At 61.0% G+C, this 26,966-nt stretch carries 31 protein-coding genes; 28 read left to right on the forward strand and 3 right to left on the reverse strand.

The genetic code is table 11. The features are described 5' to 3' along the window. Window positions 1-10 precede the first annotated feature (10 nt). The 9 genes from AR540_RS02965 (at window position 11) to AR540_RS03000 (ending at window position 8,519) form a co-directional block, all read left to right on the forward strand. Entirely contained in the window at window positions 11-1,633 is a 1,623-nt protein-coding gene (locus AR540_RS02965) for a GspE/PulE family protein (RefSeq protein WP_082706891.1), read from the forward strand. Continuing rightward, window positions 1,623-2,711 (forward strand): type II secretion system F family protein, encoded by a 1,089-nt coding sequence (locus AR540_RS02970; RefSeq protein ID WP_059226361.1) that lies wholly within the window; start codon window positions 1,623-1,625, stop codon window positions 2,709-2,711. Before AR540_RS02965 ends, AR540_RS02970 begins: the two co-directional genes overlap by 11 nt. A gap of 142 nt (window positions 2,712-2,853) precedes the next feature. After that, complete coding sequence (locus tag AR540_RS02975; RefSeq protein ID WP_177323760.1) at window positions 2,854-3,321, forward strand: type 4 pilus major pilin; 468 nt, start codon at window positions 2,854-2,856, stop codon at window positions 3,319-3,321. A gap of 6 nt (window positions 3,322-3,327) precedes the next feature. After that, window positions 3,328-4,263, forward strand: coding sequence for an ATPase, T2SS/T4P/T4SS family (locus tag AR540_RS02980; protein ID WP_059226362.1), 936 nt, complete (start codon window positions 3,328-3,330; stop codon window positions 4,261-4,263). After that, window positions 4,260-5,693, forward strand: coding sequence for a shufflon system plasmid conjugative transfer pilus tip adhesin PilV (gene pilV / locus AR540_RS02985; protein ID WP_059226363.1), 1,434 nt, complete (start codon window positions 4,260-4,262; stop codon window positions 5,691-5,693). The genes AR540_RS02980 and pilV overlap by 4 nt, the downstream gene beginning before the upstream one ends. A gap of 9 nt (window positions 5,694-5,702) precedes the next feature. After that, window positions 5,703-5,921, forward strand: a complete 219-nt coding sequence (locus AR540_RS25175) for a hypothetical protein (protein WP_153014157.1) — start codon at window positions 5,703-5,705, stop codon at window positions 5,919-5,921. A gap of 3 nt (window positions 5,922-5,924) precedes the next feature. Then, window positions 5,925-6,362 (forward strand): type IV pilus biogenesis protein PilM, encoded by a 438-nt coding sequence (gene pilM / locus AR540_RS02990; RefSeq protein ID WP_059226364.1) that lies wholly within the window; start codon window positions 5,925-5,927, stop codon window positions 6,360-6,362. Between the two features lie 359 nt (window positions 6,363-6,721). Further along, the gene (locus tag AR540_RS02995) at window positions 6,722-7,639 is read left to right on the forward strand and encodes a glycosyltransferase family 2 protein (RefSeq protein WP_082706892.1); all 918 of its coding nucleotides are present in this window, start codon (window positions 6,722-6,724) and stop codon (window positions 7,637-7,639) included. A 4-nt stretch (window positions 7,640-7,643) separates the two neighbouring features. Next, window positions 7,644-8,519 carry a glycosyltransferase gene (locus AR540_RS03000; protein WP_059226366.1) on the forward strand — a complete coding sequence of 292 codons (876 nt, stop codon included), beginning with the start codon at window positions 7,644-7,646 and terminating at the stop codon, window positions 8,517-8,519. A 15-nt stretch (window positions 8,520-8,534) separates the two neighbouring features. On the opposite strand, the gene AR540_RS03005 is transcribed toward AR540_RS03000, so the two are convergent. Then, window positions 8,535-9,308 carry a 6-hydroxymethylpterin diphosphokinase MptE-like protein gene (locus AR540_RS03005; RefSeq protein WP_082706893.1) on the reverse strand — a complete coding sequence of 258 codons (774 nt, stop codon included), beginning with the start codon at window positions 9,306-9,308 and terminating at the stop codon, window positions 8,535-8,537. A gap of 331 nt (window positions 9,309-9,639) precedes the next feature. Here AR540_RS03005 and AR540_RS03010 point away from each other — a divergent pair, with 331 nt between their 5' ends. From AR540_RS03010 to AR540_RS03060, 13 genes are all read left to right on the forward strand, one after another. Then, on the forward strand, window positions 9,640-11,676 hold the full coding sequence (locus tag AR540_RS03010; RefSeq protein WP_059226368.1) for a DNA topoisomerase III: 2,037 nt from the start codon (window positions 9,640-9,642) through the stop codon (window positions 11,674-11,676). 1,247 nt (window positions 11,677-12,923) lie between these two features. Next, entirely contained in the window at window positions 12,924-13,409 is a 486-nt protein-coding gene (locus AR540_RS03020) for a hypothetical protein (protein ID WP_059226370.1), read from the forward strand. Between the two features lie 319 nt (window positions 13,410-13,728). After that, window positions 13,729-14,151 carry a hypothetical protein gene (locus AR540_RS25690; RefSeq protein ID WP_177339182.1) on the forward strand — a complete coding sequence of 141 codons (423 nt, stop codon included), beginning with the start codon at window positions 13,729-13,731 and terminating at the stop codon, window positions 14,149-14,151. A 76-nt stretch (window positions 14,152-14,227) separates the two neighbouring features. Next, on the forward strand, window positions 14,228-14,404 hold the full coding sequence (locus tag AR540_RS25935) for a hypothetical protein (protein ID WP_236712000.1): 177 nt from the start codon (window positions 14,228-14,230) through the stop codon (window positions 14,402-14,404). 1 nt (window position 14,405) lies between these two features. Continuing rightward, on the forward strand, window positions 14,406-14,531 hold the full coding sequence (locus AR540_RS26180) for a hypothetical protein (RefSeq protein WP_256664731.1): 126 nt from the start codon (window positions 14,406-14,408) through the stop codon (window positions 14,529-14,531). A gap of 299 nt (window positions 14,532-14,830) precedes the next feature. Then, complete coding sequence (locus AR540_RS03030) at window positions 14,831-15,049, forward strand: hypothetical protein (protein WP_027597849.1); 219 nt, start codon at window positions 14,831-14,833, stop codon at window positions 15,047-15,049. Window positions 15,050-15,152: 103 nt separating this feature from the next. Continuing rightward, window positions 15,153-15,683, forward strand: a complete 531-nt coding sequence (locus AR540_RS03035) for an STY4534 family ICE replication protein (protein WP_059226371.1) — start codon at window positions 15,153-15,155, stop codon at window positions 15,681-15,683. Between the two features lie 114 nt (window positions 15,684-15,797). Further along, on the forward strand, window positions 15,798-15,965 hold the full coding sequence (locus tag AR540_RS25695) for a hypothetical protein (RefSeq protein WP_165904673.1): 168 nt from the start codon (window positions 15,798-15,800) through the stop codon (window positions 15,963-15,965). Between the two features lie 51 nt (window positions 15,966-16,016). After that, window positions 16,017-16,265 carry a hypothetical protein gene (locus AR540_RS03040; RefSeq protein ID WP_059226372.1) on the forward strand — a complete coding sequence of 83 codons (249 nt, stop codon included), beginning with the start codon at window positions 16,017-16,019 and terminating at the stop codon, window positions 16,263-16,265. 72 nt (window positions 16,266-16,337) lie between these two features. Next, a complete protein-coding gene (locus AR540_RS03045; RefSeq protein ID WP_059226373.1) occupies window positions 16,338-16,895 on the forward strand; it encodes a hypothetical protein in 558 nt (185 codons plus the stop codon). 69 nt (window positions 16,896-16,964) lie between these two features. Then, entirely contained in the window at window positions 16,965-17,465 is a 501-nt protein-coding gene (locus AR540_RS03050) for a JAB domain-containing protein (RefSeq protein ID WP_059226374.1), read from the forward strand. 82 nt (window positions 17,466-17,547) lie between these two features. Beyond that, window positions 17,548-17,907: a hypothetical protein gene (locus AR540_RS03055; protein WP_059226375.1), complete on the forward strand. Its 360-nt coding sequence runs from the start codon at window positions 17,548-17,550 to the stop codon at window positions 17,905-17,907. A 266-nt stretch (window positions 17,908-18,173) separates the two neighbouring features. Continuing rightward, a complete protein-coding gene (locus AR540_RS03060; RefSeq protein ID WP_059226376.1) occupies window positions 18,174-18,878 on the forward strand; it encodes a hypothetical protein in 705 nt (234 codons plus the stop codon). A 98-nt stretch (window positions 18,879-18,976) separates the two neighbouring features. Here AR540_RS03060 and AR540_RS25180 read toward each other — a convergent pair whose 3' ends face one another. Together AR540_RS25180 and AR540_RS03065 are read right to left on the reverse strand one after the other, a co-directional pair. Then, complete coding sequence (locus AR540_RS25180; RefSeq protein WP_153014158.1) at window positions 18,977-19,204, reverse strand: hypothetical protein; 228 nt, start codon at window positions 19,202-19,204, stop codon at window positions 18,977-18,979. A 102-nt stretch (window positions 19,205-19,306) separates the two neighbouring features. Then, window positions 19,307-19,552, reverse strand: coding sequence for a hypothetical protein (locus AR540_RS03065; RefSeq protein ID WP_059226377.1), 246 nt, complete (start codon window positions 19,550-19,552; stop codon window positions 19,307-19,309). A gap of 154 nt (window positions 19,553-19,706) precedes the next feature. Between AR540_RS03065 and AR540_RS03070 the strand changes: the two genes are divergently transcribed. The 6 genes from AR540_RS03070 to AR540_RS03095 all read left to right on the forward strand — a co-directional run bounded on the left by AR540_RS03070 (window position 19,707) and on the right by AR540_RS03095 (window position 26,938). Continuing rightward, window positions 19,707-19,955 (forward strand): hypothetical protein, encoded by a 249-nt coding sequence (locus AR540_RS03070; protein ID WP_059226378.1) that lies wholly within the window; start codon window positions 19,707-19,709, stop codon window positions 19,953-19,955. A gap of 1,374 nt (window positions 19,956-21,329) precedes the next feature. Then, window positions 21,330-21,962 (forward strand): DUF3275 family protein, encoded by a 633-nt coding sequence (locus AR540_RS03075; protein ID WP_059226379.1) that lies wholly within the window; start codon window positions 21,330-21,332, stop codon window positions 21,960-21,962. Window positions 21,963-22,037: 75 nt separating this feature from the next. Further along, on the forward strand, window positions 22,038-22,283 hold the full coding sequence (locus AR540_RS25185; RefSeq protein WP_153014159.1) for a hypothetical protein: 246 nt from the start codon (window positions 22,038-22,040) through the stop codon (window positions 22,281-22,283). Between the two features lie 60 nt (window positions 22,284-22,343). After that, window positions 22,344-22,922 carry a hypothetical protein gene (locus AR540_RS03085; RefSeq protein WP_059226381.1) on the forward strand — a complete coding sequence of 193 codons (579 nt, stop codon included), beginning with the start codon at window positions 22,344-22,346 and terminating at the stop codon, window positions 22,920-22,922. 53 nt (window positions 22,923-22,975) lie between these two features. After that, window positions 22,976-24,427 carry a DUF6094 domain-containing protein gene (locus AR540_RS03090; RefSeq protein WP_059226382.1) on the forward strand — a complete coding sequence of 484 codons (1,452 nt, stop codon included), beginning with the start codon at window positions 22,976-22,978 and terminating at the stop codon, window positions 24,425-24,427. 267 nt (window positions 24,428-24,694) lie between these two features. Further along, the gene (locus tag AR540_RS03095) at window positions 24,695-26,938 is read left to right on the forward strand and encodes a DEAD/DEAH box helicase (RefSeq protein WP_059226383.1); all 2,244 of its coding nucleotides are present in this window, start codon (window positions 24,695-24,697) and stop codon (window positions 26,936-26,938) included. Window positions 26,939-26,966: the final 28 nt, after the last annotated feature.

Here is a 26,966-nt window from a genome sequence, read left to right on the forward strand (position 1 = left end):
GACGCCAACCATGAGCACTATCACCCCTATCGAATCCATTCCCGATGAGCTGCACGACCATGCTCGGGCGGCTGGTGAGCAGGCCGCTACCGACCTGGCCAGCGCGCTCGCTGCAGTGCCGCGCCAGACACGCCGTGTTCTGACCGCTGAGGGCGCCCCCTGGGGGGAGATCAAGACGGAGTTACGCCAGTTACTCGCTCTCGTCGAAGGCCCGCGCACCACCGATGATCCTCAGTTGTTGGTCTCGGCCCAACACCTGCGCGACCCCTACGTTCTGGCGTTTATGGGTCAGTTGGACCGGGCCGGTCTCGACTACCAGGTGGTGCCCAGCACCCTGAGTGAGATCCAGGCGCTGTACCAGGTGGAGGCGGCCGGGGGCCGTGTCTCGGCAACCATCGATAGCACCTCGCGTCAGCAGGATGTAATCCGCCTGCTGGGCGAAGCGCACGCCCGAGGTGCCTCCGATGTTCACTTCGTCGTTGGCCGCCACATCACTCGGATCCGCTTCCGGATCCACGGCCTCATGAGCGAGTACGGCCAGATTCAGAGCCACGATGGCCGAGAACTCTGCTCAGCGCTGTACAACTCGATGTGCGATGTCGCCGAGGAGCACTACCAGTCGGAAATTCCTCAGGACGCCCGGGTCAAGCATACCTTCGTCGCTCAGTTGGGTCTGTTCGGCGCGCGGGTTGCGACCCGTCCGCTGGTAGACGGGCCGCTCATGGTGCTTCGCCTGCTATCTGATGACCAACGCAAGCAATCGTTTCAAGAGCTGGGCTTCCTGCCCGAACAGGACGCTCTCCTCGCTCGTCTTCGCCGGCTGCCCTACGGCGTAAATCTCATTACCGGACCAACCGGTTCGGGCAAATCGAAAACCCTGCAGGTCACCCTCAACCTGATCGAGGAGGAAACCGGGGGCACCCGGCATATCCTGACCGTCGAGGATCCGCCGGAGTATCCGATCAAGGCAAACCAGTCCCCGCTTGGCCACAACGAGACCTGGGACCACGCCATCTCCAACCAGCTACGCCTGGATCCGGACATCATGATGCCGGGTGAGATACGCGATCTGCTTTCCGCCCTGGCAGCTTTTCGAGGCGGCATGACGGGTCACCAACTGTGGTCGACGCTGCATACCAACAATGCGGTGGCCAGCCTGCAACGGCTGATCGACATGGGCGCTGATCCTAACCTCGTGACTGATCCTGCGTTGCTGACAGGGATCATCAACCAGTCGCTGCTGCCAGTGCTCTGCCCTCATTGTTCATTACCGCTCGACAGCCATCGCGCGGGGCAGGAGCAGGCCCTCCTTGAACGTCTGGATCTGGTGATGGACCCGACTCACGTGCGTCTGCAGGGTCCTGGTTGCGAACACTGCCGCCACCTGGGTGTGACCGATCGTAGCGTTGCAGCGGAGGTTCTGCTGCCCAGCTACCGCTTCATGCGGATCTTCCGCGAGAAAGGGGCGGGTGAAGCACGTAGCCACTGGGTGAAGGAAATGGGCGGGATCACCAAGATCCAGCACGCCATTCGTAAGGTGGCCGCCGGCCAGGTCGATCCGCGGATGGCCGAGACCATCGTCGGCCCGCTGGACTTCGATCTCTTCGTCCTGGAGCAGACCCATGCTCAGTAGACTCTTGGACGGTTGGACGGCCTTCGCCGATGGTTGGTACGCGAAGCAGTTTGGCGCCAAGGAGCGCATCCAGTTCTACGAGAGCCTCTGTGCGCTCCTGGAGAACGGCGTCGGCATCGACGATGCTCTGGAGGAGGTGCGCGACATCTTCAGCGACAACGGCAAGCGGAGTCGCGATCCGACCGCGCTGGCCACCTCGGGCATCATCCAGGCGGTGCGTAACGGCAGATCGTTCGGCGAGGCCTGTCAGCGCTGGATGCCCTATCAGGAGACAGCCATCATCGCCGCCGGCGAGCGCTCTGGGGCACTGGTTCAGGCCTTCCTGGATTGCGTGAAGATGATCGAAGCACGCGGTCGGATCCTGTCGCTGATCCTGTCTGTGACCGTGTATCCGGTGATGCTCTGGGCGATGATGGCCTACCTGCTCCACGTCATCGCTTCGCGCATGGTTCCCGCCATGACCCGCGTCTCCAACCCGGAAGGCTGGACAGGCATTCCCTACCTGCTTTACCTGGTCGCCACCTATGTCAACAACTGGGGCCTGCTGACCCTCATCAGCGTGCTCAGCGTGATCACGCTGGCCATGGGCTCGCTGCCCTATCTCACCGGCCCCATACGCGTCAGGCTGGACCGTCTGCCGCCCTGGTCCATCTACAAGGCGCTGTACGGCTCAACGTTCCTGCTCAACGTCTCGGTGATGCTCAAGGCCAACATCAATCAGATCGAGGCCTTGCACTCCCTCCAACGCGGCGCCAATCCCTGGCTGCGAGAGCGGCTGGTCGCCGCCATCTACGGGGTCAACCAGGGCAAGAACTTTGGCGAGGCCCTGCGTCTGGCAGGCCACGAATTCCCCGACAAGACCGCCGTTCAGTTCCTTTGCGTGCTGGCTTCCCGGAAAGGCTTCTCCGAGGCGATCCACCGCTTCAGCAACCGCTGGATCGAGCAAACGCTCAAGCAGGTGGAGCGCTACACCAAGGCTTTCCTCACCTTCTCGACCATCGCCATGGGGCTCTTGATGCTCCTGGTCGTCAGCGGCGCATTCAGCCTGCAGAGCAACGTTGCCAGCCTCCACCACTAGACCCACCACCCAAGGAGCCACCATGAGCCAACCCTGCACCAGCCTCACTTCCGCCGACGTTGAAGCGTCGCACAACACGGTAGAGTCCAAGCCATTTCGCCTGCCGCCGCGTCACCGGCAGCGTGGCGTCTTCAGCCTGGAAATGATGTTCGTCCTGATCATCGCCGTGGTCGCCCTGGGCTACATCATCTACAACGGCGGCAGCCTCATGGGCTCCCAGGATGTGACCAACGAGCAGTCCAACATCGGCACCCTCATCGCCAACACCCGTAAGCTCAAGGCCAGTAGCGGCTACGGGACTTCAGGTACCAGCCTGGTCTCCCAACTGGTGGCCAGCAAGGGCCTGCCCAACATGAGCGTCAATGGCAGCAACCTGTACAACGCCTGGGGCGGTTCGGTCACCGTGGTATCGAGCGGCATGACCTTCACCATCACCGAGAACGCGCTGCCTCAGGATGCCTGCGTCACCCTGGCCACCAAGATCAGCCGCGGCACCAAGGTCACCACCGCCATCAACGGCGGCACTGCGGTCACCGGCGAAGTGGATCCCGGCACCGCCACCAGCGGCTGCAGCAAGGACAGCAATGTCGTGGCCTGGACGGTTTACTGAGTTCGCATGAGCCTGATCACGCAAGCCAACTTCGTCGACCTCTTCCTCGGCCCGGACTTCTCGGACGTCAAGGGTCTAGACGGCTCCGGCAGCCGGCGGGAATCTGCGCCGGCTGCCTGGAGCGCAGAGCTGCAGGCGCTGCGCGAGCAATGCCAGGCAAAGTCGATTGAGTTTGGCGACCCGGAGTTCTCGCTGGTCCAGGACGGCATCGTCCTGCGGGTGACGCAGATCAAGGACGCTTTTTCGGAAGACGTCTTCATCATCCGCAAATCCAATGCCCAGATCCGCCCCTTCCACATGCTGGGGTTTCCCGAGTCGCTGGCCACGGCCATGCTCAATGACCAGGTGCGCGGCCTGGTGATCTTTTGTGGCGAGATGGGCACCGGCAAAACCAGCAGCGCCGCCTCACTGATCGCCGCACGCCTGCAGGCCTGCGGCGGCACGGCGCTGGCCATCGAGGATCCGGCCGAGACCAATCTCAATGGTCTGCACGGCGAGGGACGCTGCATCCAGATGCAGGTATCCCGTCGCACGGGGGGTTACGAAGAAGCGCTGCTGCGCGCCCTGCGCACCGGTGCCGACATGATCCTCATCGGTGAGATCCGAGACATCCCGACTGCTGTTCAAGCGGTACGGGCCGCCATCAATGGCGTCTTCGTGGCAACCACCTTCCACGCCGGCAACCCTACCCAGGCGCTTGAACGAGTCCTGGCCCTGGCCAGTAACGAGATCAAGAACGCCCGCGAGATCCTGGCTCAGGGCCTGGTGGCGGTGGTGGCTCAAACGCTGGAAACCCGTAATGACCGCCGCATCCTCAAGGTGCGCAGTCTGCTGGTCACCGGAGAAGACGGGCCCAGCATCCGCGAGAAGATCCGCGCCGGACAAATCGCGCAACTGGACCAGGACATCGACAACCAACTCAAACGAGACCTCTGGGGATGAACACCTCACGCCGCTACGCCGCACAGCGGGGCTTCATCGCCCTGGACATGCTTTTTGGGCTGATCGTCTTGGCGGCCGTCATGACCGGAGCCGCGGTCATGATCGCCAACCAGATGGACTCCCAGAACTACCAGATCGCGGCTGACCAGCAAAAGCAGGTTGCCGACGCCGCGGCCAAGTACCTGAAGGACAACTTCGCCACGGTCTATGCTGCGGCCGGTACCACGACGCCGGCACAGATCACCCCGGCGATGCTGCGCAACACCAACTACCTCCCTGCTGGCTTCACCGATGCCAACGCCTTCGGCCAGACCTTTGTGGTGCTGGTCAGGCGGGTGGCTACCAACCAGCTCGAATCCATCGTGCTCACCACCGGTGGCCAGACCATCGATGAGATGGGCACCCGCGAGATCGCCGAGAATCTCGGCGCCCCGGGCGGCTTCGTGCCGGTGTCGAACACCGGCATCATCCAGGGCGTGCGCGGGGGCTGGTCGTTGACGCTCAGCAACTACGGTGTGAACCCAGGCGCGGGCCATACCGCCAGTGCCCTGTTCCTCCAGGATGGCACCCTGGCCAACGACTATCTCTACCGCAATGCCATCGCCGGCAAGCCAGAACTGAACCGGATGAACACTGCGCTCAACATGGGCGGCAACGACCTGAACAATGCGGCCAACATCACCGCCTCCGGTACCGCCAGCATCAGCGGCGATGTGAACGCTGGCCGCAACGTCAACGCTACGGGCAACGTGAACCTCAACGGTACGGTTACGGCCGGCGGAGACCTCCGGGCTGGCTCGATGTACCTGCAGGGCAATGCGTCCATGAACGGCACTGCTACGGTCGGGGGGAATGTCGCTGTCACAGGAGACACAACTACCGGCTCGATGTATGCGCGTGGCAACGTCCAGGGCGTCACCGCCAGCATGTCGGGGGAGACCTACACCACGGGCTGGTTCAGGACCCGAGGGGACACCGGCTGGTACAGCGAGAAGTGGGGCGGCGGCTGGCACATGACCGACAGCGACTGGGTACGGGCCTATGCCGGCAAGAGCGTTTACACCTCAGGCCAGATGCGCGGGAACAGCCTCTTTTCTGACGGCAGGACCTATGTCGGCGAATACATCCAGCTGATTGGTTCAGCCAACGAAAATTGGGGTTGTAGCCCCAACGGGCTGGTGAGCCGCGACGGCGCCGGTGCACTGCTCTCCTGCGAGAGCGGCCTGTGGCGCAGGCCTAAGGCAAAAACACCAACCTGCACGGCCTACACCATTCCTGGCTACGATCCGAACGACGTGACAACTCGGGCGTGTCCGGTAGGCACGAAGGTAGGCTGGGATACGGGCGGCAGCGGGCAGCGCTGGGCATCTACGCCCAACATCGCCATCGGCCAGAACGATTATGCGACCATCTTCTGCTGTGAATTCTGAGGTAGACGCATGTACGACATTCCGACCCTTCTAGCGCTACGCCTTCTGGCCAGCGCTGTACGTGTTCAGCAGCAGACGCTGGAAACCATGGCACGCGACGAGCCAGGAACTCATCAGGCCCGTGAGCTGTTGCGCCAAGTCGACGCCTTGCTCGAAGAGATGATTGATCCGGAGCAGCTCCAGACCCTGGTTGATGAACAGCACCGCCTGAGCCGGAAGGTGGGCTGAGCCATGCCCATGCTGTGGGTCATCTTGGTCGTGATGCTGGCAGGGGCTGGCTTGCTGAGCGAGCAGCTGCAGCGTAGTGACAACCGGCGTCAGACCGTGGACGTTTCCGCACTCGCTCACAATCTGCTGATCTACCGAAACGCGCTGGCCGAGTACGCCTACAACAACCCGGGCATCTCTGGCGCGCCGGCAGATTCCGCGCTGGCCTTGCCAAGCTGGTGGGTACACGCGGCAGGGGTAAGCGGTTATGTGCAGGCCGGATCTAGCTATGCCTACGTCGCGGCACCGCCCAACGGCCTGGTCACGACGCTGGCCGAACTCACGGAGTCTACTGCGGTGGGCTATGCCACGAACGGGCAACTCGTCAGCCCTTCGTCTGGCGCCACCGGGATTGCCCTGCCAGCAGCCGTGCCCACAGGCGCAGCCGTGGCCTACCGCTAGACGAGCAGCTCAGCAAACAGGGCAACGCCACCGGCCAAAGCGGCGCCAACGGTCAGGGTCAGAGCTATCATCAAACCACTAGCGGTCGCCGCGATCTGTCGGTGGGATGGTCTTCGGTATCCATGATGAAACCCATTTGGAGAGTTCGCTCTGGATCGGTTGGGTAGCACGGAAATTCCGTTAGGACGCCTAAAATTAGGATCAATGGAAACTTCCGGGGCGTGACTGGTACGGCTGGATCAGAGCTGAAAGGCGAGCAGTGACGAGCGATCCCATATAGGCGCGTAAAGTGACGTTTCGGTCGCGAGGCGCCCCTATGCCCAGTACACTTTCATGGCGTCAAGAATGGACCTTTCGCTATGCAAGCTCTCCCCCTCCCGCGCATGTCACCGGATGATGATGCCCTGAGGCATCTGCCCCTGATTTCCGTGATCGCTCCCTGCTGCAACGCAGGTGCTTATCTTGAGGAAGGCCTGGCCAGCATCTACGCCCAGGACTACCCGCGCTTCGAAGTCATCGTGGTCGACGATGGATCAACCGACGACAGCGTGCAGCGCCTGGTCGCGCTGCAGGAGCGTTTTGATTTCAAGCTGGTGACCCAGCCCAATGCCGGCGTCAGCGCTGCATTGAATACCGGTCTCGCCCATGCCCGAGGCAAATACGTCGCGACTCCTGACTTGGATGATCTGATGCTGCCGCAGTCCTTGCGAATCCGCGCGGCCTACCTGGAAGAGCATCCCGAAGCGCCTTGTGTGGGCGCCCTGGTCAGCTTTATGGATAGCGCCGGCAACTGGCTCAAGGACCAGCACGCCGTAGGCGTTCAGCTGCTGGACTTCGATGAGATCCTGCGCAAGACCCGAGTGGTGGGCGCGCCGGTTGCGCTCTATCGCAAGGCGGTACTCGACCAGTTCGGTGGCTACGACCCGGCGATTCGCGTCCAGGACTTCCAAATGACGCTCAAGGTCGCGGCACTAGGTCAGCCCATTGCGATCTTGCCTGTTACGGTCACCCGCTATCGACGCCATGCGGGCAATCTCTCTCGACGATACCGGCTGCTGCTCGAGGCGGATCTGCTGGCGATTGCGCCCTATCAGGATCACCCTGGCTATCGGCAAGGACATACCTCAGTCGTCAACAAAGCCCTGAAATACGCTGTACGGCACGACAAGCTGGAGGCACTGCGCATGCTACGGCTGATCCCGCTGCGGGCCATGGATCGCACCACCCTTCACCGCGTCCGTCGCCTGCTCACGCCTTACCGGCCTTCCAGGAAGTAGCGCCATGATCTCCATCGTCATCTGCTCGGTGAAGCTTGAGCTGCTGGAAGCGGTGACCCACAACATTGAAGCCACAATCGGCGTGCCCTACCAGTTGATCGCCATCGACAACCGGCAGGCCAACCGCGGGCTTTGCGCCGTCTACAACGAAGGCGCCCAACGTGCTCGGCACGACATCGTCTGCTTCATGCATGAGGATCTGGAGTTCTTGGAGGCGGACTGGGGACTTCGCGTGATCGACCACTTCCAGGACGATCTCCAGCTCGGTGCGATCGGCATTGCTGGGGCCCGCTTCAAGAGCCGTGGCCCCTCGGGCTGGATGGCCGCCGGCAAGGCCGAAACGAACTGCATGCGTCTGTACCAGCGGCATCGTGACGGTACCGATAACCTGTTTTACCTTCGCCCTGCAGGTGATGATCGTCCGCGCCAGCCCGTCTGCACGCTCGATGGTGTCTGGATCTGCGCGCGCCGCGAGGTGGCGCTGGAGTTGCCGTTCAACGAGGCCCTTCCTCCCTTTCATTTCTACGACATCGATTTCGCCCTGCGGGTAAGCCGGCGGTATGGGGTTGCCGTCGTGTATGACGTTGGCCTACGCCACTTCTCGGAAGGCCATTTCGATGCACGCTGGATGCGAGCGGCATTGGACTACCAGGCGCTGCGCGAGGAGTCGGTGGCCCGTGTGGCAATGGGTGCCCAAGACCTATCCGTGGCCACGCTGGAGCAACGTGGCGCGCGCTTCTGGATGAAGTTCCTGCGCAAGGTGAAGGCGCCGTGGCGCCTACGGTGGGAGTGGGTGCTGGCCAGTGGCGCGCTGGGCTATCCCAAGCTGTGGTGGTTGGCCGCCAAGTTTCTCTGCTACTACCCGCTGAAATTTCGCTAAGCCAGCCAAGCCCTGCTACGAGGCCTGCGTTCGGTGGGGGCTGGCCAGTTCACGCTGTACCTGCTGCGGGCACGCCCGGGGGAAAACTTCCGCAGGTATCAAGCTCTGCTGGGACAAATTGATCACACGTCGACCTTCCGCTTCCAGCACGTTAGCGGCCAGCTCCATCGCCGGCAGGATGCGCGTCAGCAGGTGCTGATCCAGGCCGCAGGGGGCCGACTGGCCGGGGGTGGCCTCATAGAACCGTGGGGCCTGGACGTTGAGATCCACCCCGGCCAGGTAGATCTCGTCAAACCCCAGGTGATAGGCCAGCTGCAGGCAGATGTACGCCACCGTGCGCACGTCGAAAACGCCGTAATCCATGTCCTTGCTGAAGCCGATGTCCCGAGCGCGCTTGCTGAATGGCGAGACCAGCCGCACGGCCTGGCCTTGGTCACGCCCGAAGTAGTCGCGAAAGCTCGCCCGGGGCGCCTTGCGCAGCGCGTAGGTCTTGCCAACGTAGCGGCGGGAGAGCCGCTGAATGTCCTCAGGCCATAACGCCAGGCGCTGCGCCTGTTCGACCGCTGCTTCGTAGAGCGCTGGCTGCTGCTCCTGGAAGCTGCGATCACTGCAGACGTAGTACAGCGGCCGAATGGAGGCTTCGAGCAGCTTGGTGACCGCGCCGTTCATGGTGATGATCGGCAGGTGTGCCCAGCAACGGATGTCGAGTTCCGCAGCCGAAGGACCGGACGCCAAGATCAGGACAGGGCCTCGATAAGCATTTTTTTGTGACGAGAAAGCGCTTCCCACGTGGACAGCCTCCATAGGCGGACCAGACAACTTGACCTTGGCCAAGCGCGAATAGGGATCGGAAAGAAGGGCTTGTTGTTATTGAAAGCGAGGGGGCCGTTGCAGAAAACCACCTTGGGAAGCAGGAAAAACTGGCAGTTGGTGTGCGCTAAAAATTGACCCAGGTCACAATAATCGCAAACCTGGCCCTTCGCCCGCAATGATCGTTAGCGGGACAACTATTCCCAAGTTGTAACCATATCTGGACTAGATTCGGTTAGGCGCTGCCCTTGTATGCCGCACCTGCCACCGTTCGCCCTGTAGGCCATTCGGCCATCGACAGGGGAATCCCATGCGTGTGTTTTTGTGCGAGAAGCCCAGCCAGGGCAAGGACATTGCCCGGGTGCTCGGCGCTACCGGGCGCGGTGAGGGCTGCATTCGCGGCCAGGGGGTCGTGGTGACCTGGGGAATCGGCCATCTCCTCGAGCAGGCGCCACCCGAGGCCTACGATCCGCAGTTGAAGTCGTGGTCGCTCGATGCCCTGCCGATCCTGCCGGCGAGCTGGAAGGTTGAGGTCAAGCCCAAGACCAGCAGCCAATTCAAGGTGGTCAAGGGCTTGCTCAAGGAAGCGACCGAACTGGTGATCGCCACCGACGCCGATCGCGAAGGCGAGATGATCGCCCGCGAGCTGCTGGAGCACTGCGGCTATCGCGGACCCGTCCAGCGGCTGTGGCTATCGGCTTTGAATGACGCCTCGATTCGCCAGGCGTTGGCCAGTCTCAAGCCGGGCGCCGAGACCTTCCCCCTGTATCATTCGGCGCTGGCTCGCTCCCGGGCCGACTGGCTGATCGGCATGAACTTCACTCGGCTATTCACTCTGCTCGGGCGCCAGGCCGGCTACAGCGGGGTGCTGTCAGTAGGACGAGTGCAGACGCCTACCCTGCGCCTGGTGATCGATCGCGATCGGGAGATCGCCCACTTCGTCCCTGTGCCGTTCTGGAGCCTGGAGGTGCTGCTGGCCGCCAACGGCCAGACCTTTACCGCGCAGTGGCGACCCGGTCGCGACATCACGGATGACGAGGGCCGCTGCCTGGACCAGCGACATGCGCAGGCGGCCCAGGCGCGCCTAACCGCGGGATCTACAACTATCGCCGTCTCAGTTGAAACTGAGCGGGTCAAGGAGGTGGCGCCTCTGCCCTTCGATCTGGGCACGCTGCAGGAGATCTGCTCGAAGAAGCTTGGCCTCGGGGCACAGGAGACGCTGAACGTCGCCCAGTCACTGTACGAGACCCATAAAGCCACGACCTACCCCCGGACCGACTGCGGCTATCTGCCCACCAGCATGTTGCCGGAAGTGCCGGCCGTGCTCGAGGCGATCCGGCGCACGGATCCCTCCATTGCCCCGGTGCTCGCCGGCATCGATCCGGCACAGCGCTCGCGTGCCTGGAACGACGCCAAGATCACCGCGCACCACGGCATCATCCCGACCCTGGAGCCCGCCAACCTGGCGGCCATGAGCGACAAGGAACGTGCGGTCTACACCCTGATCCGCGCGCACTACCTTGCCCAGTTCATGCCCCACCACGAGTTCGACCGGACGGTGGCGGATTTCGACTGCAACCAGGTGGCGTTGAGGGCGGTGGGCAAGCGCATCGTCGTGCCGGGCTGGAAGACGCTGTTCCAGGCAGTTCCTGCAAGTGAGGACGATGAGGACAGCAAGGAGAAGGACCGCGCGCAGATCCTGCCACCGCTGCAGAACGCCTCTCGCGCCCAGGTGCAGCAGGCCCAGCTCAAGGCGCAGCAGACGCAACCACCCAAGCCCTATACCGAAGGCGATCTCATCAAGGCGATGAAGACCGTGGCCAAGCTGGTGACCGACCCGCGCCTGGCCGCCAAGCTCAAGGAGACCACCGGCATCGGCACCGAGGCCACCCGGGCCAGCATCATCCAGGGCCTGATCGATCGTGGGTTCCTGCTCAAGAAGGGCAAGGCAGTGCGGGCATCCGACGCCGGCGTCTCGCTGATTGCCGCGGTGCCGCCGGCAGTGGCCGACCCTGGCACTACCGCCATCTGGGAGCAGGCCCTGGACATGATCGAGGCCGGCACCATGCAGCTGGATGACTTCATCGCCAAGCAAGGCGCCTGGATCGGCAAGCTGGTCGCTCAGTACCGCCAGACCACGCTCAGCATCAAGGTCCCAGAAGGTCCGTCGTGCCCGCTCTGCCAGGGCAAGATGGCGCAGCGAAAGGGCAAGAGCGGCGACTTCTGGTCCTGCCTGCGTTACCCCGACTGCAAAGGCCTGGTGAACATCGAAACGTCAAAAGGGAAAGGCAAGGGCGGCACAGGTAAGGCGAAACCGTCGACGCGGACAGGTGGCCACTTAGCTTAAGGAGGACTCTTGCGAGTCTTCTTTGCCGTCTTGTGGCCAGGGATGAGGCGCTTGGAGTCGCGTCTGAAGCAGATCCGCGTACTCATGTGCTTCCCCTTCGCTCGCGAAGTAGGCATCCGCACCAGGAATCGAGACACGCCAAGGTTGTGCATTACCGTCAGCGAGATGCTGGATTGTTACCGCGCTCATGAGTCGGCCCTGCCGCAGTGATATCTACGGCTGTTGGTGGACACCGCAGGTGTCCTAATAGGGTCCGACTCCAAGGGTGCTAGGTCGTGCGATATTGCTTTACCCAGAAGTCACCCCCCATAATGCAAATGTTCCACCCCGCTCGCGCACTGGCGGTCATCAGTGGCAACCCCGGAGTTTCTCGACCTGGTCTTGAAGTTTCACCCCCAAGAGCACGCTAAGCATCGGGTAGGGCGTGTAGATCTTTGCGTGATGCTCTCCCTGTGTCTCCCTGTTCTGCAGCAGACACGCAGCCGTCTAACTCGTGATAAGCGGGTTCACAGGCACATAGGGCTCACAGAAGGTTCGGTGCACACTGTACCTCGGGCCAACCTGGTGTGTTGGCCCACACTGTTCCTCCCCTTCAGCTGCATTCGAAGGGTAGCCTGGTCCTCTCGGCATCGCCTGGTGGACGAGGCTACCCCTCGGGTAGCCCTCCTCTCTGCCGGTGCCCGCCGGCGCAAAAATGGGATCCCTTTGTGCGCGGATGCGTGCCTTGCGATTACTGGCCCTAGCCACGATAACGGGTCGGGTGAATGCGACGATCATCAGGACGGTAGGTCAATGCCCAGGGACCACCAGTGCCGGTGCTCACGCTCACAGGTGGCATCTTTGTCTTGAGCTCCACTAGCCTCACCCTCGCCGAGGCGCCTTGCTGCTAGACCCAGCGTTGCGCCTGGCGCGCTTCTCCTGCTTCCCCCTCGCTCTACCGCCGCTTCCGCTCCTGCCTTGCTCTGCCCTCCTTCTGCTTGACAGCCCTATCCGCCGCCTCCGATGATTGCCCCATGTTCCGCTGACGTCGTCAGCAACATGCCCAGGCAGTTCTGGATCTCAAGACTGCAACGTGGTTACCCACGTCGATCCGCACCCATAGTTCGCCAAGCTTCCGGAGGCGCGAACGGTTGACCGGTTGTACCGGTTGATGGAAGCACCGTTCACAGCAGCTTCACCCACCCAGCGGGGACACTCCCCGCCAGGGTCAGTGTTTCTCCGCATTCAGCCTTTGCAGGAGAGACATCATGGCCGCTATCACCCAGCGTTTTTTCGGCATCCTCGGTTCCGCACTGAGCTTCGTGGCCATACCGCTACGGCGCCCCGTCGTCGCTGAACCCATTGACCTCTGCTCAACAAATCGCGAACCGGAGCTGGAGCATCCCCCGGTACTCGAAACGTGGAGCGAATCTACTGATGATGCACCCGTCGAGCCCGAGCAACTCAGCATCGAGGCGCAAGTCGACGAACTCTTCCACCAGGCGTGCCTAAGCTATCCCACGTACGAGGTGATGGTGAATAAGGCGTTCGCCGCCTCCATGCGGAGGGTCTTCGGTGACGACGAGCAGGGCAGCGAAGACGCGATCAAGGCCTTTGCTTATGCACGTGAGGAGTTCTACTACCTCAGCCCTGACGAAGAGGAGCATCTCGACCAAGAGAACGCAGCTAATGGAATCTGCGGCCACGGTTTGGACAACCGGATCTGCCCCCGCGGATGCGGCGAGATCGATTGACGCCCCTTACAGCCCTCCTTCTGGAGGGCTTTTTCATGGAGTGGCAATTGACAACGGCAGCGGCCCTGAACATTCTCAAGGAGTGTTTAGCTGACGTCGTCAGCAACATGCCCAGGCAGTTCTGGATCTCATGACTGCGATGCGCCTCAAGCGTATTGATCCAAACCCATAGTTCGCCAAGCTTCCGGAGGCGCGAACAGTTGGCCGGTACCCCCGGTCGATGGAAGCACCTTGCACTACTGCTCTACCCACCCAGCGGGGACTCACTCCCCGCCCAGGGTCAGTGTTTCTCCGCGATTCCACCTGCAGGAGAAACACCATGACCCCTACCACCCTGAGCTTTCGGCTTGGTGAAGCGGCCGGTACTGTCGTGCGTGAATGCATGCGGTCCATGCGCAACGCCCAGTCTCAAACTGTCGAAGTCGCTCAATCGGCTGCAAGCACTCCGGCCCTGCGTCTCGTGGAGTTTCCGAAGCCGACTCTCTCGGTCGAAGAACTCGAGAAGATGGATCACACCCCGGCGATTGTCAGGCTGCGTGGCGTGAACCTGAACGACTGGTATGCGGCAAACACTCGCGAAGCCCAGGCTGAAAAGCCGAAGCGTCCGCGTAAGCCACGCAAACCCAAGGCTGTAGCTCCAGCGCCTGAGCCTATCGCTCCGGCTCCTACGCGCGTGCTGCGTCCGGGCCCCCTGGACCAGTTGCTTGGCCCGGTCGACCTTGAAGTCGACATGGCTGGCTGATCCACACCCTACCTACCCCTGTCGGGAAACCTCCCGTCAAGGCGGTTTTCCTGATGCCACAATCGAAAGGAAAGCTATGGCGTCGAAACGACTCGCTGCAATTGCAGACGACTTCCGTAAGGTTGGTACCACCGCCATGGGCGCGGCTCTGATCGGTGTGTTCCTGAGCGATCACCAGATCCTCACGGTCTATACCTTCATGTCCGGTGCTATACTCTGGCTCATTGGTATCTGCCTCACACGGGAGGACTGACATGGACCAAACCACTTTTGGCGTTCTTATGTTGAGCGGCATGCTGGTGTTCTTTAGCGCTGTAGCGGTTTGGGCCGACTGGCCCAACGTGAAGCAGAAGGCACAGAAGCTGATCCGCTCGCATTGATGCACCGCTCTACCAAAGCCCTCCTCGGAGGGCTTTTTCATTTCCAGGGTATTGACAAGCGATACGGCCCTGAACATTCTGAGGATGTATGCCGCTGACATTGTCAGCAACATGCCCCAGGCAGTCTCGGATCTCACGACTGCGATGCGCTCCAAGCGCATTGATCCAAACCCAAGTTCGCTAAGCATTCGGTAGCGCGAACGATTGACCGGCCCCCCCGGTTGATGAATGCACCTTCCACCCACCCTCGACGGGACTACCCGTCAGGGCCGGTCTCCGTCTAAACCTGGAGACCTTCCATGAAAAGCGGTCTTGCGTTGTACCAGGCATTGCGCTCCATCGATGTCCCTGATGACAAAGCAACTGCTGTTGTCGATGCTCTGGAGTCCGATATGCAAACTCACCTTGCTACCAAGGCTGATCTCGCACAGCTCGAACTCAAGCTCACCATCCGCATGGGCGTCATGATTTCTACTGCTGTCGGCATCCTGCTGGCCGCGATGAAATTCATGCACTGACCTGGCACCACCCTTTCTGGCTACACCCACCCACGCGGGGAATACTCTTCCCCTCCCGGGCAAGGTGTTCTCCGTTTTCACCTATTGAAACTGGAGAGTCACCATGAGCAACCAAGCCAACGAAAGCCAATACTTCGACCTGCACACCACCGGTATCGGTTACCTCAACCGCATCCGCGAAGTGAAACCCAAAGGCAGAGGCGCAAAGCCGTTTTTGGCCGTCTCCGTAGCAGCCCTGTGCGGCAGCAAAGACGATGTGGAATACCGCTACATCGACTGCAATGTCGTCGGCGCCGAAGCTGAAAAGCTGATTCGCCGTTGCATTGATGCCGTCGACGCTGAGAAGAAGGTCCTCGTGTCCTTCCGCATCGGTGATTGCTGGGCTGATCCCTTCACCTACTCCTCCGGACCGAAGCAGGGACAACACGGCGCAAGCCTGAAAGGTCGTCTCCTGTACATCGGCTGGATCAAGGTCGATGGGGAAATTGTCCACCAAGCCAAACCGCGCGAAGCAGCCCCGGCTGCACCGCAAGGCGAGGAAGTGACTCCTGCCAACGAAGAGAGCCAACCGGCCCACTCTGAGGTGACTGAACAACAGCAACCCCCGCGTCGTCAGCAACGTCGCCGCGCCTGAAATAACACCCTGAGCGCCTTCGGGCGCTTTCCTTCTCTTCGCACACCCATCCGGGGGCACCATCTCCCGGACCGGGCGCATGGTGATCTCCATAGCTGAATTTTGGAGCCCATCATGCAAGTCATCGCCACCATCAAGTCCGAGCTGCCCGCCCTGCCCATCGTTGCCGAAGTCTCCTATGACGACGTCACCGAAGAGCTGCTGAGCAGCGACCTGTTCTGCGACAACGCCTGGTTCCTGTTCGAGATGAACGCCACCAGCGCCGACCGCGTCCAGGCCTGACTGACCACACCCTATAGGCGCCCTCGGGCGCCTTTGTCTTTTGGAGGCCCCATGGCTACCGATACCCCTGCAGGCTTCGGCCGGCTCGCCTTCGAATCCGAAGGCAAACACTTTCCCCTTCAAGTACTGCGCAGCAACGCGGGCTACTACATCGGCACTGTCGATGAGGATGGCTTTCCGCTGAGTCGCGAGTCGAAGGAGTACTTCCGCAAGCAGGCCGAGGCTGACCAAGCCCTGGCAGAAGGCACCTGGACCCAGCACGTTTTGTCGTCGCTCGTTCCTGCCTTGCTTGGCTTCTAACCCGCTTCGTCTACCCTTAAGGGATTCGTCATCCCTTGAGGGCATGATGGATCCAGGGACGTTGGAGGCATCATGGAATTGATTATTCAACACTTCGAAGGCCAGGCTTTCGTCAGCAACCCGTACGCACCTGGTACGTCTCTTCGCCAAGACCTCTTCGAGCGGCAGTTCACCATCCTCCTGCATGGGTCGATGGAGCTGTTTGAGGACTCCGGTCGCGGCACCTTCCACATCGATGGCTACGTCCAGCTCGGCCAGTGCGGCCTGCTTGATGACATCCTGCCCATCGCCCTGGACGCAGTCCGACAAGACCGCTATCCGGCACCTGCAGCAGCCCTTACCTTCTGCCCGAAGCGGATCTCCGTTTCCGATCGCCACGGCCACCTGGTCATGGCTGGCAAGGTGGATCGTGAGAGCCGCAGCATCGACTGGATCGCCCCCTGCCGCACGGCCGAGGAAGAGAAGGTGGTGCTGGCTCAGATCCAGCTGTTGCGTTCGCGCTCTGCGTTCCAACACGGCTGGGACAACTTCAGTACCTCACGACTGCTAGATACCGACGCTGACCTACTCAAGGGCCGGCTGGTCCACAAAGCCTGGCGGCCGCACGTCCGTGCCCTGCTAAGCGCCTGATCTCACCCACACCCATCAGGGGACACCGTCCCCTAGGGGCGGTTGTCCGCCAACGCTTTGGAGACAACCATGACCAACGTTCACACGCTCGACAGTACCTCGGCCATACGCGCTCGTGAAGACGCCATCATCGCCGAAGCCAAGGTCATCTTGGACCAGCGGCTCTTCACCCGCGGAAGGCGCCTCAACAGTCCTGACGATGTCCGCAGCTACCTGAAGCTCAAGCTCGCTCCTGAGCCTAACGAAGTCTTCGCCGTCATCTTCATGGATTCCCCATTTCGGGTGATCGCGTTCGAGATCCTGCAGTACGGCACCATCGACAAGGCCTTGATCAGTCCTCGACACGTTGCCCAACGCTGCCTGAAGCACAACGCCGCCGCGGTCATCGTGGCGCACAATCACCCCTCCGGTAATCCTGAGCCTAGCGAGGACGATTACAGCCTCACTGAACGTCTGCGGGACGCGCTAGCGCTGCTGGATATCCAGCTGCTGGACCACTTCATCGTGGGCAAAGGCCAACCGCTCTCGATGGCGGAAGCCGGACGTTTCACCTTCGCCACCTCGGGCTGATACAGCCCCTAGCACTACACCTTCCATTCACCTACCCAGAGGGGCTGACCCTCTGGGCAGCTCCTCGTCTGAGGAGTCGTCAATGAACAATTCGTCCACTTCCACCGCCCAGTCGGTAACCGAACACAGCGGCCTGGTAGCCGTCCTGACCGATCTACAACGCCAAGGGTGGCGCGCCTCTGAGCTGTGGGATGGCGAGGCCTGGGGGCCTATCCACGCCATCTGGTCCGCTGATGAGATCGCTAAGCACGCGGCAGAAACCGAGTTGGCCAAGCTGCGCTTCCTATCAGAAAGCACCGCCGGCCACGAAGGTGTGATGCTGCTGGTATGGGGCAATAGCCCTATCGAGCTGATCGCCGACATGACCATGGCGAACGGCTTCGGCGAAGCCGTCGAGCTGGCCCAGCGAAGCGTTTGGCCGCACTACCCGGAGGAGGAATAGCCATGTGCTGGACCTGCCCGCAGTGCGGCTCTGCTGAGGTCTCAGCCGAGGGGGAGTGATACCACCTCGACCCGACATCGATGCGCCCGAGGACGCTGAGTCCGACTGGGACGACACCTGCAAGATGACCTGCAACACCTGCCAACACCAGGATCTCTCGATGTTCTTCGCGAGTGACCTGGAACAACCCTAACCCTAGCTCTGCTGAGCTCCATCAACCACCACACCACCCAGACTGGGCGGCTCCCCTTCCTGAGGAGAGCCCCATGACCACCCCTAACCCCTTCATTCGCGGCTACCAGGACCTGTTTATCCGCCGCGAGCTGCTGATCACGTACGACGAGCACTTCGAGCCTTGCTACCGACAGATAACGGCCGAGCAGCAGGATGCAGCCGACGACCAACTGGTAGGGCACTACAGTGTCTTCAACGGAACCCATGCCCTGGCTATCGAGCCGGAGGAAGTCACTGCTGACCAGCACACGCTCTACCCGGCCAATGGCCAGGTACGCGCGGTTGTCTATGCGCTTCGTGCCATTGAGAATGGCGAGGAGATTCACCTCGGTGACACTGAGACTCTGGCTAGGGCCCAAGGCCTGCTTAAGCGGATCCAGTTCGAAACCGGCTTCTACAGTCGAGCCTTCGAGATCACCTCGTCCCATCTGCCCTATGACGAGTGGGATGACCTGCAGGACCTGGTGCAGCACGCTGACACCGACCAGCTGATGTTCGAGTGCTTCACCCTGCCAGACAGCGACGCCGTCGGCTTCAAGCTGCACGGTACGCCTTGGACGGATGAGCACCTGAACCAGCTTGAAGGGTTCGGACTATCGGCCCTGCAAGCCAAGCAACACGAAGAAGGCTTCATGCCTGAGACCATACGGGTGCTCGGCCTGGCAGGCCAGGCCGACGTCAGGATTCTGATCCTTGATCCCAACGGTTGCCTCCTCGAACGACTGCCCCAGTTCTAGCCTCTATATCAGGCGCCTTCGGGCGTCTTTTTCTTGTCATTTCAAGTCTCAAAAGCACGCATCTATTCTGCCTCAAATCTATTTTTAATCAGAAGCGTTCAGCCATTGGCCCAGTCAAGTACTGCCTGATCGTATGACATCAGCCCTCCGTTGTGCAGCCGACACTCCTCGGCTGCTTTCCGGCAGTTAGCTTTCAACTGGTCAATAGTAACCCCATGTGCCTCTGCAACATGATTAGCAACTTTTGCCCCTCCACCGTTACGTACCGCAAGGTACTGCATATAGTACGAAGGAGCATCTTGAAATGGATCTTTTCTATCAACCATACCCTCAACTCCTTTATCGCACAATCAAGACTGCCTTTTACCCGCATAAAACGACGAGCTGCATTTAAGCCAAACGCTCTTAGACTGAAAAAGATTTCTTTCTTAATCGATCCCTACACCCTGATTACAACCATCGTCCAAATCAAGCAGAAAGCGAAACGCTTTTTTAATAATAACCTGATTTTGTTTATTTTCGATAAGGCACAAGCCAAGCATATAATGGAGATCTTGGGACTCTAATCGTCCTTTGCACTCTTCGATCTGTCGCAGCAAACACACAATGTGATCCTCCTGTATAGCGTATCGCTCAAGAAGATCTAAGCCATGTTTGCGATTTTCCTGGTTCATTCATACACCTCCTTTTTGCAATTTTCAGCGGCGATCCATTTTTGCGAGCCGGCTGTCGGCGTAAATGAAAATACTGCCCCAAAAATCACAGCTTAGCCTAGCCTCATAGCAGCGACGGGCTGCCTAGCGATTCTATAGACCTAAGGTAAATGCAATGAAAGGCTTGGCCCAGATCCTGGAAGCCCTCGATCCCCCGGTAAAGCATCTTGCGGAGTGGCGCACTGAAGGCTTGTTTTTGACATTGCTTGACCCTGGGGTACCGGCCAAAGTCACGCGCTTTATCTCAAGAAAGACGTTAGCCGATGCGGATACCCTGAACGTAGTCGTCCTCTATGCCGTCAACGAGCTCCGCCTGAAGGGATCGCATATCCCGTTGGAGCCCGGTACTCTACTCATACGGTAGCCCTCGCCCTCGCCCTCGCCCTCGCCTATGGTGGCGCTTTCCCTCGTTAGCACATCCCACGAGGCGTCAAATTGAAGAAACCAGGATTACCTTAACTCATAGGCTTAATGCTATTGAATTGGTTTTCGCTGATTCACCCGCAAGGCTGGGGCTGTGGGTTTAATTCTTTCTAGAAAAAAAATTAAGCGAAACGCTTGATACATAAAACCAGCGGCACAACGACACACCAGGTACGTCTTGGCACAAGTGAACGCAAGCGGTCTACCTCACAACTCTTCACAAAAAATTCGGCATCGACATTAAAGCTGTTTCGCCGCGACGATTTGACGAGCAGGATGTTGAGATTCTTATTGCCGCACACTTTGGGATTCCATGTCGAAAAGCAACGCACTTGGCGAGGGCGTGCTGTGCTTCATCGTGGGAGGCACCCTTGCGATCATTCTACTTTCAATCGTACTATTCGATTTTTGGTGATCTAACGTGCCAAGTGGAAATGAAGCTGGATCGGCGTGGGCCTTGTTAGGCTGTTACGCATCTGTCCCCGCGTCCTGAATTCTCAAAACGAATGCTCGCAGATGCAATGTTCGCAGATGCAAGACGCTATAAAGAGCCTAATTACGGCGATCACACTTTATTCTTGCCACGTAGCGGATTGCCTAGCAGACCTGTCACTTTTGTTTACTGAAGAGATACCCAAGGCGATCCTCTGACACTCAAGCGGTGACGATTCAAACGCTTATAGAGTTTCTCGAAGCACTTCCAGATAGAAATAAGTATCTATACCAATAATCGCAACACAGTTGAATAGCTTGGCGGCCCTCCCTCTGCCGAAGTACAAAACTTGCAACCCCCAATACAGCATAATCAAAAAAGACATTACCAAGCAGGAGACTACTGCAGCAGCATGCCCTTTAAATATAAAAAAACGCCAAAGCTCAGGTAAAAAATTACGCTCAAAACACATATCCACCAGTCAGGCCTCACCATCTCCGGTCGCAGCTCCTGACGGAATTTTTAGATGCCAAAGCGTTCTCCAAGACGTTGTCAAGAATCATAGATAGAGTCTTCACATTAGAGCGGCTGCATCCGATCGAGGCTCGTCGATACTTAGATGAAACCTTTCCAGGATAATTATTGACTATCTCTCAATCTGATTTCAGAATCCATCACACATGCCGCTGACGTTGTCAGCCATGCACAGGTGGTCAGGATCTCAAGACCACGGCGCCCCGCGCTGATCCAACCCCTAAGCTTGCCGAGCATCCGGTAGCGCAAGCGGTCGGCCCCGCCGATGGATGCACCTCTCACCGTTTTCTTCCACAGGGTACCCATCCCCTGTCGGGCATGGCGTGCCCCCTATTCACGAGGACCGCCATGATCAAGATCCCCGGCCACCTGGCCATCCGCACCATCCAGGGACGCAACGGCGCTTTTAACGTCGGCCGGCTCTCTACCTCTATCGGCGAATTCGTCATCAAGGACGCTGTGCTCGAGCAACACGTCGAGGGCAAGTACCGCGGCGAGTTCGTCATCACCGAGATCCGTGCATCGTCCTACAGCTCCGGCGGCCGCCTGGTCATCGAGATTCGCGCGCGCCTGGACAGCATGGTGCTCGAGGACCTTGATGCTCTGACGGCCTACGACAACGCGCAGATCGATGCGCAGTCGCCGGATCCGCTCGATGAAGAGCAATCTGTCGCGGCACCGCCGCCAAAGGCTCGACCACAACCCTCTCGCCCCGCCAGGCCTGCCAGCGCTCCGGTAGCGCCTGCACACGACAACGCACCCTTCGGGATGCCGCCATCACCAGCAGTTGCTCCGGTAACGCCTGCGCCTGATGTCGATGAGGCTGACCAGGAGCTCTTCGGTACGGTCTGGCCACTTGGCGAGACCGTACGGCTGGACTCCACGGTCGACCGGCACCGCCTCCGGCAGCAATGCCAGCGGTTGGGCGAGCTGGGCTACGCCATGGACTTCAAGTCGCAGGCCTGGAACCGCGCGGCCTGACCTTACCCTCACAACCACACCCGGCTGGGACTTCTCCCAGCGGGAAGGCCTGGCCGTCACCTAAAGGACCTTCCTATGCAAGAACCTGTACGCCTGGTCGTGGACATCAGCGGCGGAGCTATTAATGGCACCTACGCGGGTCTTCCGGTAGAGATCATCTTCGTCAGCAATGACTCGGACGACATCGAGTGCGCCGATCACGTCGTCGCTGATGAAGAGGGCAAAGACACTGCCGTATGGCTTCATTTCGCCGGCGGCGATCAAACCGTTGTCGATCATTTCTTCACGCAGATGGCCGCTTTCCTACCGCCATCCCGCTGACCTATCACCCACCTCGGGGCAACCGCCCCGTAGGGGCGTTGCCTCCACAAGGAGCTGACGATGCCCCTCTACCCTATCGATGAGTGCCCCGATCTGCTGGTGGACGCCTGCGTCTGCGATGAAGAACGGCGGCTGATCTTTCTGTCGGCCTGGGGCCGCGACACCGCCGTCCAGGAATTCCTGGCCAGGCTCACCCTGGGACGCAGCGAAGGCGGACTCGAGCAGTTTCACCTGGTCCAGAGCGGCCGCAGCCTGCCGGTCTTTCCGGACGCTGAGAGGCTGGAGAAGCGCACGACCCGCCAACTGCGCGGCACCCTGTTCGGCAGCCTACTTCACGTCTGGCTGTTCGACGGGCGCTGCGCGGTACCGGATCGCGCCAATCACCTGGCCTACGCCCTGGTGCGCGACAACATCGACCCCCTAGCCAGCCTCTGGCCACTGGTGGTCGATACCTGCCCACTCCCGCTCCTGCCGCACTGGCAGAAATCGGTCATGGAGCTGCTCCTGCAGGAGCAGATGCTCGAGCGCCTACCCGGCGCCCTGGGCGACCTGGCCGGCTGGCGACTCCGTCTCAAGCTCGATGAGCTGCAGGTCCACCTTGGCCAGCGTATCCGCGCCGGTCAGCTCACCACCTCCTGATCGGGCCGCACGCGGCCCCTCTCCTTCACTTTCCCAACACTGGAGCTCCAACCATGGCCCTGATGTTTCCGCGCCTGGCGCGCAACTTCGCCAAGAACGGCTATTACCCCACCGACGAGGTCACGCTCGAACGTACCCTGCAGGCCCTGACCCCTGCCTCCACCGGCTCCATGCGGATCCTCGATCCGTGCGCCGGCGAAGGTGTGGCTCTGGCGGAAGCTGCTCATACCCTCGGGCGTGAGCGCGTCCAGGCCTACGCGGTGGAGTACGACCGGGAACGTGCCGAGCACGCCCGTGGCCTGCTCGATCGCGTCCTGCAGGGCGACCTGATGGACACCATCGTCACGCGGCAGGCCTTTGGGCTGCTCTGGCTCAACCCACCCTACGGCGACCTGGTCGCCGACCACAGCGGCGCCACCCAATATCAGGGCAGCGGCCGCCGGCGACTGGAGAAGCTGTTCTATCAACGCTCGCTACCGCTGCTGCAATACGGCGGGACCCTGGTGCTGATCGTGCCTCACTACGTCTTGGACGATGAGCTGTATGGCTGGCTCTGCAACCACTTCACCAGCCTGCAGATCCACGCGGCCGCAGATCCGACCTTCAAGCAGGTGGTGATCTTCGGTATCCGGATTCGCCGGCAGGACCTGGCGAGACCCGCTGACGTCAAGGCAACCCGGGAGTGTTTGCGTGCGATCGGCAGCGGCGAGGCCTCGGCCGACCCGCTACCGGAGGTATGGATCGGGGAACCCTATGGTGTGCCAGCCGCCGTCACGGAGCTGGAGCACTTCTACCGCGTCACCCTGGAGCCCGAGCAGCTCACCCTGGAAACAGGTCGACTGGGCGGACTCTGGAGCGACTTCACCCTGCACTTTGGCCAGGCTGGCCAAGTACCACGACCACCGGTCAAGGCGCTGTCGCAATGGCACCTGGCCCTGGCTCTCGCGGCCGGGGCGATCTCGGGCGTGGTCACCTCTCCCAACGGGCGCGTCTTGGTACTCAAGGGCGACACCTATAAGGAAAAGGTCAGCCGCACCGAATTCACTGAGGATGAGGACGGCAACGTCTTGGAGTCGCGCATCCTGACCGACCGTTTCGTGCCCGTGATCCGGGCTTGGGACATGACACCGGGATCTCAGACGCTGGGACAGGTCCTGACCATCACCTCGGCGCCGGCAGCGGCCGAGCCACCACCACCTGCAGCACCTGAACCGCTCCGGCTACCGGCTGGACGCTTCGACCCTGGTCGGATCGTCATGACGGCAGCCGTAAGCGAGCTGGTGGAGCGCGGTGAGCTCAACCCCGTGACCTACCTGCGGCGTCACCTGCAGGCGGACTGGGGCGAGCTTGACCAAGAGGACAAGCACAGCAACGACCAGGCCCTGCGCTTGGGCAATCGGCTGTTCTCCAGCTACGACACCCCAATGTCCGATGAGCCCCAGCTCTGGATCATCACCGAAGCCGATCGCAGCGTGACCACGCTGCTGTTGCCCTCAGACTACTAGCTGACTTGCTTGGGTAACCCAGCGGCCCAAAAGTCAATGAAAATAACGAAGAGGAAGCCACTGATATTTCCTGCGGCCAGCACGCTCAAGATCAAATCGAGATGGATCGTCATTAGCCAAACCCTCGGCACTGATACTTCATAGACTCACTGCGCCTTCGCCGCTTCAGACCTGCAATTTCACCTTTTGCTCAACCATTAACCCCACTGGGTACGCCGATACCCATCCGGGGTCGGCCGTGCCCGTTTCTCATTTCAGGAGATCCACATGACCGACCTCAACGCTGGCCAACCGGCCCTGCTCACCACCGTCAGCCTGACCGACTTCATCGCCGAGTTCGGCGAGGGTCTGCTCGACTCCCTCAACCGCTCCAACCCACCGGTCTATGCCGGCGCTGCTCATCCCGGACGCCAGGCCGTGATGGCGGATCTCAAACGCACTCCGTTCCCTGCTCAAGTCGATGTCGTCCAGGCGATCGCCGCGCTGCTGCTCGACCGCGGCGAACAGGCCGGCATCATCAACGCCGAGATGGGGACCGGGAAAACCATGATGGCCATCGCCGTGGCAGCTGTACTCCACGCGGAAGGCTACCGCCGCACCCTGGTCGTCTCGCCGCCCCACCTGATCTACAAGTGGCGGCGCGAGATCCTGGAAACCGTCCCGGGCGCGCGCGTCTGGGTACTCAACGGGCCTGACACCCTGGTGAAGCTGCTCAAGCTCCGCCAGGCCCTCGGCGAGCCGTACGATGGTCGTCAGGAGTTCTTCATCCTGGGCCGCGTGCGGATGCGGATGGGCTTTCACTGGCGGCTGGCGTGCGGTACGCGCCGCGCCGCCGGCGGACGGAGACTGGCCTGCTGTACGGACTGTGGTCGCGTGCTCGAGGACGAGGAAGGCAACTCCCTCACCCTGGAGGACTTCCAGCGCGAGGAACGGCGCCGACATTGTCCGAAGTGCAAGGCGCCCCTCTGGACGCTGATGCGCCCGGGCAAGGCCGCGAGTGGTGACAGACGCAGCGTGATCCTCAAGTCGATGTGCCGCATACCCACCATCGGCCCCATCCGGGCCGAGAAGTTGGTGACGGACTTCGGCGAAGAGTTTCTCGCCACGATGCTGGCTGACAACGTCCACGAGTTCATCAATCTGATGGACGCCAAGGGCAACTTCGTCTTCAGCGACCGCCAGGCCAAGCGCATGGAGCGGGCGATGGCCAACCTGGAGTTCGGCTTCGGCGAGGGCGGCTACCAACCGACCGAGTTCATCAAGCGCTACCTCCCGGACGGCTACTTCGACCTGCTGGTGGTGGACGAGGGACACGAGTACAAGAACAGCGGTTCGGCGCAGGGCCAGGCAATGGGGGTGCTGGCAGCGAAAGCGCGCAAAACGCTGCTGCTGACCGGCACACTCATGGGCGGCTACGCCGACGACCTGTTCTACCTCCTGTTCCGGATCCTCTCCCGGCGCATGATCGAGGACGGCTACCGACCGAACGCGCGCGGCAGCCTGGCCCCTGCGGCCATGTCGTTCATGCGCGACCACGGCGTGCTCAAGGACATCTACACCGAGCGCGACAGCCAATCGCACAAGACCGCACGGGGCAAGAAGCTATCGGTACGGACGGTGAAGGCCCCAGGCTTCGGCCCCAAAGGCATCCATCGCTTCGTGCTGCCCTTTACCGTGTTCCTCAAGCTCAAGGACATCGGCGGCAATGTGCTGCCGGCGTACCAGGAGGAGTTCGTCGACATCCCGATGGAGGCGCACCAGGAAGCGGCCTATCGGCAGCTGGCCAGCAAACTGACCGCGGAGCTCCGCCAGGCTCTGGCACGGCGAGACACCACGCTACTTGGGGTGGTGCTCAATGTGCTGCTGGCCTGGCCGGACTGCTGTTTTCGGCCGGAGGTGGTGAAACACCCTTGGACCCGGGACACCTTGGCCAGGGTCGACGCGATCTTCGACGAAGACCAGGCGAGCCCCAAGGAGGAGGCGCTGATCGAGCTGTGCCGTCAGGAGAAGGCGCTGAGCCGCAAGGTGCTGGCCTACACCGTCTACAGCGGCACCCGGGACACGACCAGTCGGCTCAAGCGCTTGCTCGAGCAGGCCGGTCTGAAGGTGGCGGTCCTGCGTGCCTCGGTGGAAACGGCCCGGCGCGAGGATTGGATCCTCGACCAGGTCGACCGTGGCGTCGACGTGCTGATCACCAACCCGGAGCTGGTGAAGACAGGTCTGGATCTGCTGGACTTCCCGACCATCGTCTTCCTGCAGACGGGCTACAACGTCTACACCCTGCAGCAGGCCGCGCGCCGGTCGTGGCGGATCGGGCAGAAGCAGGCGGTACGGGTGCTGTTCTTCGGCTATGCCGGTAGCTCGCAGATCACCTGCCTGCAGCTGATGGCCAAGAAGATCGCGGTGGCTCAGAGCACGTCGGGAGACGTTCCGGAGTCAGGGCTCGATGCGCTGAACCAGGATGGTGATTCGGTTGAGATGGCGTTGGCTAGACAGCTGGTGAGTGGATGAAATTTCGCCCCTCCTTGGAGGGGCCCTC

This window comes from Pseudomonas sp. EpS/L25 (genome assembly GCF_001512295.1).
In the GTDB taxonomy this organism is placed as follows: Bacteria; Pseudomonadota; Gammaproteobacteria; order Pseudomonadales; family Pseudomonadaceae; genus Chryseomonas.

Coding starts and splice junctions, on each gene's coding strand:
- AR540_RS03030 (WP_027597849.1), top strand. CDS start 14,831: ATGAAAAGCGGTCTTGCGTTGTACCAGGCATTGCGCTCCATCGATGTC.
- AR540_RS03060 (WP_059226376.1), top strand. CDS start 18,174: ATGACCACCCCTAACCCCTTCATTCGCGGCTACCAGGACCTGTTTATC.
- AR540_RS03045 (WP_059226373.1), top strand. CDS start 16,338: ATGGAATTGATTATTCAACACTTCGAAGGCCAGGCTTTCGTCAGCAAC.
- AR540_RS02995 (WP_082706892.1), top strand. CDS start 6,722: ATGCAAGCTCTCCCCCTCCCGCGCATGTCACCGGATGATGATGCCCTG.
- AR540_RS03050 (WP_059226374.1), top strand. CDS start 16,965: ATGACCAACGTTCACACGCTCGACAGTACCTCGGCCATACGCGCTCGT.
- AR540_RS02965 (WP_082706891.1), top strand. CDS start 11: ATGAGCACTATCACCCCTATCGAATCCATTCCCGATGAGCTGCACGAC.
- AR540_RS03065 (WP_059226377.1), bottom strand. CDS start 19,552: ATGAACCAGGAAAATCGCAAACATGGCTTAGATCTTCTTGAGCGATAC.
- AR540_RS26180 (WP_256664731.1), top strand. CDS start 14,406: ATGGACCAAACCACTTTTGGCGTTCTTATGTTGAGCGGCATGCTGGTG.
- AR540_RS03000 (WP_059226366.1), top strand. CDS start 7,644: ATGATCTCCATCGTCATCTGCTCGGTGAAGCTTGAGCTGCTGGAAGCG.
- pilV (WP_059226363.1), top strand. CDS start 4,260: ATGAACACCTCACGCCGCTACGCCGCACAGCGGGGCTTCATCGCCCTG.
- AR540_RS02975 (WP_177323760.1), top strand. CDS start 2,854: ATGATGTTCGTCCTGATCATCGCCGTGGTCGCCCTGGGCTACATCATC.
- AR540_RS25935 (WP_236712000.1), top strand. CDS start 14,228: ATGGCGTCGAAACGACTCGCTGCAATTGCAGACGACTTCCGTAAGGTT.
- AR540_RS02970 (WP_059226361.1), top strand. CDS start 1,623: ATGCTCAGTAGACTCTTGGACGGTTGGACGGCCTTCGCCGATGGTTGG.
- AR540_RS25695 (WP_165904673.1), top strand. CDS start 15,798: ATGCAAGTCATCGCCACCATCAAGTCCGAGCTGCCCGCCCTGCCCATC.
- AR540_RS03075 (WP_059226379.1), top strand. CDS start 21,330: ATGATCAAGATCCCCGGCCACCTGGCCATCCGCACCATCCAGGGACGC.
- AR540_RS03085 (WP_059226381.1), top strand. CDS start 22,344: ATGCCCCTCTACCCTATCGATGAGTGCCCCGATCTGCTGGTGGACGCC.
- AR540_RS03095 (WP_059226383.1), top strand. CDS start 24,695: ATGACCGACCTCAACGCTGGCCAACCGGCCCTGCTCACCACCGTCAGC.
- AR540_RS03090 (WP_059226382.1), top strand. CDS start 22,976: ATGGCCCTGATGTTTCCGCGCCTGGCGCGCAACTTCGCCAAGAACGGC.
- AR540_RS03055 (WP_059226375.1), top strand. CDS start 17,548: ATGAACAATTCGTCCACTTCCACCGCCCAGTCGGTAACCGAACACAGC.
- AR540_RS03020 (WP_059226370.1), top strand. CDS start 12,924: ATGGCCGCTATCACCCAGCGTTTTTTCGGCATCCTCGGTTCCGCACTG.
- AR540_RS25185 (WP_153014159.1), top strand. CDS start 22,038: ATGCAAGAACCTGTACGCCTGGTCGTGGACATCAGCGGCGGAGCTATT.
- pilM (WP_059226364.1), top strand. CDS start 5,925: ATGCCCATGCTGTGGGTCATCTTGGTCGTGATGCTGGCAGGGGCTGGC.
- AR540_RS03035 (WP_059226371.1), top strand. CDS start 15,153: ATGAGCAACCAAGCCAACGAAAGCCAATACTTCGACCTGCACACCACC.
- AR540_RS02980 (WP_059226362.1), top strand. CDS start 3,328: ATGAGCCTGATCACGCAAGCCAACTTCGTCGACCTCTTCCTCGGCCCG.
- AR540_RS25690 (WP_177339182.1), top strand. CDS start 13,729: ATGACCCCTACCACCCTGAGCTTTCGGCTTGGTGAAGCGGCCGGTACT.
- AR540_RS03010 (WP_059226368.1), top strand. CDS start 9,640: ATGCGTGTGTTTTTGTGCGAGAAGCCCAGCCAGGGCAAGGACATTGCC.
- AR540_RS25175 (WP_153014157.1), top strand. CDS start 5,703: ATGTACGACATTCCGACCCTTCTAGCGCTACGCCTTCTGGCCAGCGCT.
- AR540_RS03070 (WP_059226378.1), top strand. CDS start 19,707: ATGAAAGGCTTGGCCCAGATCCTGGAAGCCCTCGATCCCCCGGTAAAG.
- AR540_RS03040 (WP_059226372.1), top strand. CDS start 16,017: ATGGCTACCGATACCCCTGCAGGCTTCGGCCGGCTCGCCTTCGAATCC.
- AR540_RS25180 (WP_153014158.1), bottom strand. CDS start 19,204: ATGGTTGATAGAAAAGATCCATTTCAAGATGCTCCTTCGTACTATATG.